The organism is Microcystis sp. LEGE 08355, from assembly GCF_015207185.1.
Classification (GTDB): domain Bacteria; phylum Cyanobacteriota; class Cyanobacteriia; order Cyanobacteriales; family Microcystaceae; genus Microcystis; species Microcystis panniformis.
Window position 1 is genome coordinate 1 of the sequence record NZ_JADEXI010000197.1, and the last position, 7,538, is coordinate 7,538.

Consider the following 7,538-nt stretch of genomic DNA (forward strand, 5'->3'; position numbering starts at 1 on the left):
GGGGTGTGGGGTGTGGGGTTTTACCGATTTTGAGGTGGTCAATTACCTAATTTTCAGGGAAAAAGTCCCTGAATTTTCCCCCCGCTCACTCCCAGGTTCGGTACTTTTTGATTTCCAAAAAGGTCTAAAAGTCTTATCCAGCAAGGTTTTTAGATTTATTCAGCCAGCCCTAATTAAATCTCCACCTCTTAAACTACAAATCGACTATTAAAACTAAATCCGTAGTCAATTACTCATAACTTCGGTGGCTGATCGTAACTGTTAAGGTGATTGTCCAAAGACCATATATAGACGCGGCGGACTGGATTTTGATCACAAATTCTTTGCCAATCATGAATGATAGAAAGGTCTCCCAGTCCCCTACCTCCCATCGCTTCATCAGGAAACTCTTTTAACCATCCTTGCAGGTCTTCTTTCTTTAGAAAATTAATAGGGGTGAAGGGAGATTTTCCTTCAAGAGCTTGTGTTACCTGATTTACAAATTTTTCTGCACAAGTACGTCGCTGATTGCCATCTACCTTTTTGTCCTTGGCAATATGATTGCCAGTTTCCAGAATGGTCGCCATTGGCAAAAAAAGAGATTCCCCAGCTTCAATTTTCTCTTTTAACTCTTGAAGTATTAACTCAGATTGACTCGCTTTGTGGGGTACATTAAGTATCTCTAAAAAGATCGAAGTATCGATCAGACAAATAGCTCCCATCAGGCTACTTCTCCCTGTTTTAATTGCTCTAACCAACTTAGCGCGTTTTGTTGACGTTGTTCTGCTGTGGACTTATCCTTTAAGAACTTATCTAATACTTGTTTAGTCATCAACTGACCAAGAGTTCCCTGCACAATTAATTCGGGGAAACGCTCTAAATCAGCTAATCGGACAATACGACTATCTCCTGCTTGCGGATCTCGGTAACAACAAAGTACATTTCCAATATCACTATCGGGTACTGCATCTAGTAACGCTGGGTTATGAGAGGTGATCAGTACCCTCAGTTTTCTTTCTAAGGCGATCTCCCGAATTTGCTTAACTAAATTATCTGCACGACTGGGATGAACACCATTATCGATCTCTTCAATAATTACGAAAGTTCCAGAATTTACACTTAGTAGAGTTGCAGCAATCGCTAAAACTCTCAGAGTACCATCAGACAACAAAGGAGCATCTATATGATGTTCTTTGTTCCCAAAAGACTCTATTAGTTTCACCATAACATCGTTGCGGTCTGTAATGATAAAGCGAATATCGGTAATATCCTGTTCTGGTAATGAACGAATGAAGTCAAGCAACTTGTTTTTTGTCTCTCCCTGCTGACAAACTGCATAAAGAACGCTAGAAAGGTTAGAGCCATCTTCTTTAATATCATCATCTTTAGCGTAAGCATAATCCCGCATTACTGCTGGACGAGGATCAAGAAAGACGATATTCCTCAAGGTTTCTCGAATTACTTTAGTAACTGCTGGAATAATTTTTTGTGATTTAGTATGACTTTGCTGGAACCGACTGGGAGTTTCCAATTGATAAAAAATGGCTTGTCGGTTAGAGCAAGGTATGTGGGGCTTATTTTTACCTTTGTTAAAATTGTTATACATCACCCTAATTTCATCGGTGTGTGAGTTGGGATCGCCATCAATTTTGTAAAGTGTTAATTCCTGATCTTTACTAGCTTTACTGACACTTTCTCCGATTATAATAAGTTGGTCTGATAATAGCCCAATTTCAATCTCGAAATCAGTCCAACCGTCAGGAGCGTTATCAATGTGTGTTCCCAAGGTAAAATACTGTTTTTCTGCACTGAAAAGATCGATCACTTGTCCACGAGCAATTGCATTCCCGCTTTGAATGTTGCGTTCAATGTCATCTAACCTGCTGCCTTTCGCTAACCACGAAAGTAAGCGAATTGCTTCTAGTGCATTACTTTTTCCTGACGCATTAGCACCGATTAAAAAGGTGATGGGTGCTAGAGACAAGGTTGCCTCCTGATAGCTTTTGAAATTCCGAAGAGTCAGCGATGTTAACATACTTTTCACCCATTAAATCTTGACTGGTGCAGTTTGAGCATTTGAGCATTTGTACTAAAAGTTCCAATACCAGCGCAGCTTATAGACTCTAACAAGTACCGAAAACTAGCACCCATAACCTTGAAAACTCAAACTGTAGGGCAGGGCATATCCGAACAGTATAATCTAAGCTTGGGGAAATAAGGTCGCTGTTTTATTGGCATTAGGGCGAAACCCTTACCCTTACTGCAGGTCGCTTCTCAGAAAAAATTGAAAAGACGCTACTGGGTACATTTTTCCCTTGAAAATGGACGTTCAGCGATGCTCAGTCGAGCCGCTGTACCGTTGACTGTATCTAGAGTAGAGCGATTCTGTGGAGTTGGCTGTATAGTGATCGCTAACCTTATGGTGACAGATGGTGTCATTAATCTTTAGAGTAAGCGATTCCCTCTGTAGCCATGTTTTTGCTGGTTTTCTGCCCCGAAACAAGCTATAATGGTCTAAGGGTCGAATTTGAAAAATTTTGCCTCAAACCCTATCTGCGTAAAGACTTCAGGATTTTGTGTTCAGTAGCTCATTGGTATTATATTGCTTTAACTAAGGCTCTGTAAGACTTTTAGCCATAGCTAGTATATTTATACGGGGGAAGTTCAGTCATACTTCAACCTAACCTAAGTTCTAACTGACGAGGATTGAGGGAAAAATTGACTCTTTACATAATGACGTGTTCTACTTCTAAATTCTGATTTTTAAAGCGTCGCGCCACTTCTTGCGACTTGACGATCGAATCCCCAGCTTGTTCGGTAAATTTATTCGAGTCGGTGGGTTGCATTCTGAACTATGATAAGCCAGTTTCAGAGGTCTAGTATAGCGTGCTATCTGGGCAATTACACGGCGATCGGGTTTTCGGTGAGTGATAATGAGATTAATGAAAAATCAAGGGAAGTGAATTATTATTGGAATTATCCGATCTTTCCGTTAATAGATGATGATTTTCTAGATGCCTAACAAAAAAACACGACAACAGTGGCTCGAAGAATTTTATAGAGTACATGGAGACTCTTATAATTATTCATTAGTAGAGAATATCGATTCCTCCATAAAAATTAAGGTTATATGCCCTAATCATGGAGAATTTGAAATCGCTCCAGGACATCATAAAAATGGGGTTGGATGCCGTAAATGCTACTTTGCATCTCAGAAGATATCAAAGGAAGAGTTTGTTCGTCGCTCCGAAGAGCACTTCGGAAACCGCTATAACTATTCACTGTTTACCGAGCTTCCTAAAGTTGGTGAGCGGGTCAGTATTTCATGTAGAGAACACAGCGTAATTTTTTTACAAGAACCTCGAAACCATATGCGAGGGCATACAGGATGCCCACAGTGTAAATCGATGATTTTGTCTGGGTCTCAAGAGGAAATAGGCAAAATCAAAACAAAAGAGGATTTAAAAAAAAGCTTTGTCGAGCGGGCGATCAAAATTCATGGTAATAAATATAACTACAGCGAATTCGAGTATTTAACGTCCAGTACAAAAGGAAAAATAATCTGTTCACAACATGGGGAGTTTTGGCAAACTCCTAGCAACCATTTAAGAGGTAGTAATTGTCCAGAGTGTTCGCAGGAGAGTAAACATAAAGATACCTTCAAAAATAAATGCAAGGAATTGGGCATCGATTATTGGAGGGCATTGAAAAGACGCGAGGCGGGATTGCCTGAAGAAAAAATTTTTGAAAAACAATACGTTCGTGGTTCACGAGAAATTAACAAGGTCGTGGTATTTGGAACCGAATATCCTAATCTTGAGGAGGCAGTAAGGTGTTTAAATCCATCTGCTAGTAGCACAACAATAAGCCGGTGGTTAAAAGAAGGAATAACGCCAGAAGAAGCTTTTGAGCGAATTCCTAATCCAGGCTATGCGGAAGGAATTATTTATTTGGTTACAAATAAAATATCTGGCAAGCAATATGTTGGATTAACAATTCAGACTCTAGAGCGTCGCTGGAAATACCATATAGAACAGGCTTCCGCTGGACATATCAAAGGTGCTGAATCATTACACCACGCGATTCGAGAGCATGGTTCAGATACTTTTGAAATACGGGAAATAGATCGAGGAACTTGTAAAAAAGATCTTGAGAATAAAGAGAAAGAGTGGATTAAAAAACTAAATACTTTGGTTCCCAATGGATATAATATTTCTACAGGTGGGGTCAGCGGTGGATCGCACAAAAAAGTCACCTATATCGATGATATACGCTTTGAAAGTGTAGAACAAGCTTCAATATATCTCTCTAGGACTCGAAATATTAGCCTTTCTGCGGCGAAAAAAAGGATTAGTCTAGGGCGTATCGATATTAAAACTCCTGCCAAACCTGGCGAAAGCCTAGTAAAAACACAAGTTTATAAAGCTTGGAGCCGAATAGTTCATGGTGTGATAAATCCCAATTCTAAAGAGTATATACCGGCAATTGAAGTTCATGATTCATGGCGTGATTTTAAGCGGTTCCTGCAAGATGTTGGTCATCCCCCTGAAAAAAATATGGTATTTTCTAGGCTAGATAAAAACCAAGGATTTTTTCCAGAAAATTGTGCTTGGCTTACGAGAAGTGAGGCAAGTAGGCTCAATGCCGAACAAACCCAAAAGAAAGGTAAGCTTAGGAAAAACAAAGATAAAAATAATCGGGAAATTATGAATCACAAAGTAAAAAGTTTATCTGATTGTATGGAAATACAACTCGAATTACCTTTAGATCTATCAGTAGGTACAGCAGATAGAATTATTGTTGAAGGTATTCAAACTCAAGACCGGAAACCTACGAAAACTTTTTTTCAAACCGCAAAATCTTTACAATTGCAAGGAGAGCCGGATTGGTCGGTTCAAATCGACGATCGATAATCGGGTTTCCCTCGCTCGCTCGAAATCCTGACAGATCGATCGCTTCCTCGTGAAAATTATCCTAGAAATCTATTCCCAAGTAAAAGCGAATCGAGAACATTTTTTAACCCGCTCTCAAACAAAGTCGGATTTCCAAATATGAACCGCTCGTCGGGCTAAACTTTCTTGACGTTTAGCGATCGTGTCCGGTGTCCATTCCTCTGGTACTATATTTCTCGCTAGAGCATAATCGCTTTGTTGGTAAATCTCTTGTTTATCTGTATAGTATTGATTGCCGATTTGACGATTCAAATTAGCTTCTAAAGGAATCAAGTTACCGATCCGATAGGTCATTTCCTCGATCTCGTTATCGAGAAAGTGAACGCGCCATCGATCGCTCGGCGATTCTGGTAGAATATGCTCGATCGAGAATCCATCTTCCGCTATATTAGATCGACCCGATTCGTCCATTTCTAATTTCCAGAGAATATATCGAACCAGTTTTTTCTTTTGACCTCTGGTAGAAATCGAAAGAATCGAAAAATCCTGCACGAACTTAGTATCCGTGACATAAACCGATCGCAAGCCCTCGAAAACTTGCCTCGGAGTCGTCATTTCGCCATTATTTATGGCGATTGCTATCTTATTATAAATCCCTTCTAGCTCATTCGGGTTAAGACTACTGACAATCGTGTATCGAAACGAAATTATACAAACCAATTTTAGTAGGCGGGTGAAGTTCTCGCTTGAAAATTTATTGTATGCCGAGAATAAAACTGGATAGGCTTGTTTTACGCCAAATAGTTCAATTTCTCGAATATAAGGGATATTATCTGGAGTATCTTGCCAGAATTCATCATTGGGATTATTAAGAGCGATAAAAAGACCACTATATTCTTCGAGTTGTTCGAGTAATTTAAACGCGCTTTCAGCGTTTTGTATAGACTCTCGAACCCTTTTAAATAAACGTTCCCGTCTTACTCTCGTCCGCGTGAGGCTGAGATAGTAACGTAGGAACTCGGGGAATTTTTCCATTGTAACGGTATCAATAATTCCTCTCCACTGTCGTTGTCCTTCTCGCAAATCATCCGCCCCTCGGAAAAGAGAAAACAAATAATTTTTTAATAGATCGGTTGAACTTAGCTCTATCCCTCTAGCGTTTAGGGTCTCGAAAACCGTATACGCATTCAATTCATCTTCAACATTAATCTGAATAAATAAGAGTCTTTTGGCAACGGTATCCGTTAAAAAAATTGCCAGTTCTTTTCCACTGTTAACTACGCTTGTAAGCTTTGGCAATGAATCCGAAAAGTATTGAAAAGCTTTCCATAGGAGTTGGTTGGATTTTGCGAGCGATCGAGGATTGCGAGGAGGTCTAAAGTTAATGAGACGACTTTGATAAAAATCATTATTATTTTCATTCAAAATTAATTTACTAGATTCTTTTAAAGAACCCAGATCTTTATTACTCAAATAACCGCTTTTGAGAAGCCGTTGTCGTTCTCTATTCGCTTCCGCTTCTTCCCCCCGATCGATTAACGTTTGAATTTTTTCGATAATCGCTATAGCGAGAATACTAATCGTTACCAATCGTTGTTGTCCGTCAATAATTGTAAAATCCGTATCCGATCGCTGGGAACCCTGTAAAACGATCGCTCCCATGTAATGACTAGAATCGGGGTTTTCATAGAGCGTTTGAATATCCTGCCAGAGATCTTCCCAATTTTCTTCCTTCCACGAATAATCTCTTTGAAAAGGGGGAACTCGGTAGATTTTGCCATTGCCGATGAGATCGCTAAAATTGCTGGTTCGGGTATCTAATAGATGAGTACGGGGCATAGGTTCGATCGGCAGTCAGTTCATCACTTCTAACTTACCAAATATCGGCCGATCGGGCTCTTCGGGAATTGTTATGCAAATAATTAACTTAAAATAAAATTCGATGAGAGCAACTACGCTCAAAAGTAGCTAAAATTCATACAGGAAAGGACTTAAGGCACAAATAGGTTAATACCAAAAGATAGACAATTGAGTTAAGATTTGATATAACAGCCAAAAACGAGATTATTTTACCTATGATAGTTGACAAATTTTTGAACCTAAAAGGAACCTCTATTCAAGGCTATCGACACCTAGAAAATATCGGTATATTTTGACGAATTGAATCAAAAAATAAAAAAGCAACGGCTCGACTGAGATCGCCGAACGTCCTGTCCTCGTTGTGGGTTAGATAGCGATAAACTACACCAAAATCATCGACATTTAGTCAAAGATTTACCGCTCTCAGGCTAACCAGTGTACCTACAAGTTAATCGTCGTCAATTTAAGTACGTTAATTGTCAGAAACCCTTTAGCAAAGAGTTAGATTTTGTCGCAAATGTCATCTAACCTACTACCTTTCGCTAACCATGAAAGTAAGCGAATTGCTTCTAGTGCATTACTTTTACCTGACGCATTAGCACCGATTAAAAAGGTGATGGGTGCTAGAGATAAGGTTGCCTCCTTATAGCTTTTGAAATTCCCAAGAGTCAGGGATGTTAATACCATTTTTCTAAATTCCTGACAGACATAGAGCTTCTAAAATCCAAGACCATCCCGTCAAATACCCGATCGTGTCATTGGATAGAGAATTTAAAAGATGGTAAAGTTTACTTCTTAAGTTATCAA

Annotated in this window: 6 protein-coding genes and 2 pseudogenes; 3 read left to right on the forward strand and 5 right to left on the reverse strand. The window is 39.3% G+C overall.

What is annotated here, in order from left to right; genetic code table 11:
- Positions 1-211, forward strand: a 211-nt coding sequence (locus tag IQ242_RS26140; RefSeq protein ID WP_228020944.1) for a hypothetical protein, incomplete at its 5' end; no start/stop codon positions are given.
- Between the two features lie 22 nt (positions 212-233).
- Here IQ242_RS26140 and IQ242_RS11640 read toward each other — a convergent pair.
- Complete coding sequence (locus IQ242_RS11640; RefSeq protein WP_193960085.1) at positions 234-701, reverse strand: hypothetical protein; 468 nt, start codon at positions 699-701, stop codon at positions 234-236.
- Positions 701-2,014 carry an AAA family ATPase gene (locus IQ242_RS11645; protein ID WP_193960086.1) on the reverse strand — a complete coding sequence of 438 codons (1,314 nt, stop codon included), beginning with the start codon at positions 2,012-2,014 and terminating at the stop codon, positions 701-703. Before IQ242_RS11645 ends, IQ242_RS11640 begins: the two co-directional genes overlap by 1 nt.
- Positions 2,015-2,993: 979 nt before the next feature.
- Between IQ242_RS11645 and IQ242_RS11650 the strand changes: the two genes are divergently transcribed.
- The gene (locus IQ242_RS11650) at positions 2,994-4,892 is read left to right on the forward strand and encodes a GIY-YIG nuclease family protein (RefSeq protein ID WP_193960087.1); all 1,899 of its coding nucleotides are present in this window, start codon (positions 2,994-2,996) and stop codon (positions 4,890-4,892) included.
- A gap of 114 nt (positions 4,893-5,006) precedes the next feature.
- On the opposite strand, the gene IQ242_RS11655 is transcribed toward IQ242_RS11650, so the two are convergent.
- The gene (locus tag IQ242_RS11655; protein WP_079209819.1) at positions 5,007-6,710 is read right to left on the reverse strand and encodes a DUF262 domain-containing protein; all 1,704 of its coding nucleotides are present in this window, start codon (positions 6,708-6,710) and stop codon (positions 5,007-5,009) included.
- A 236-nt stretch (positions 6,711-6,946) separates the two neighbouring features.
- On the opposite strand from IQ242_RS11655, the pseudogene IQ242_RS11660 reads away from it, so the two are divergent.
- Positions 6,947-7,247: pseudogene (locus IQ242_RS11660) on the forward strand (transposase family protein); the annotation flags it as partial.
- Here IQ242_RS11660 and IQ242_RS11665 read toward each other — a convergent pair.
- Positions 7,233-7,418, reverse strand: a complete 186-nt coding sequence (locus IQ242_RS11665; RefSeq protein WP_193960088.1) for an AAA family ATPase — start codon at positions 7,416-7,418, stop codon at positions 7,233-7,235. The pseudogene IQ242_RS11660 and the gene IQ242_RS11665 overlap by 15 nt on opposite strands.
- A 4-nt stretch (positions 7,419-7,422) precedes the next feature.
- Positions 7,423-7,538: pseudogene (locus IQ242_RS11670) on the reverse strand (IS630 family transposase); the annotation flags it as partial.

Bases quoted from the DNA above. Each gene is read 5' to 3' on its own strand.
- IQ242_RS11640 (WP_193960085.1), bottom strand. From the start codon at position 701: ATGGGAGCTATTTGTCTGATCGATACTTCGATCTTTTTAGAGATACTT.
- IQ242_RS11645 (WP_193960086.1), bottom strand. From the start codon at position 2,014: ATGTTAACATCGCTGACTCTTCGGAATTTCAAAAGCTATCAGGAGGCA.
- IQ242_RS11650 (WP_193960087.1), top strand. From the start codon at position 2,994: ATGCCTAACAAAAAAACACGACAACAGTGGCTCGAAGAATTTTATAGA.
- IQ242_RS11655 (WP_079209819.1), bottom strand. From the start codon at position 6,710: ATGCCCCGTACTCATCTATTAGATACCCGAACCAGCAATTTTAGCGAT.
- IQ242_RS11665 (WP_193960088.1), bottom strand. From the start codon at position 7,418: ATGGTATTAACATCCCTGACTCTTGGGAATTTCAAAAGCTATAAGGAG.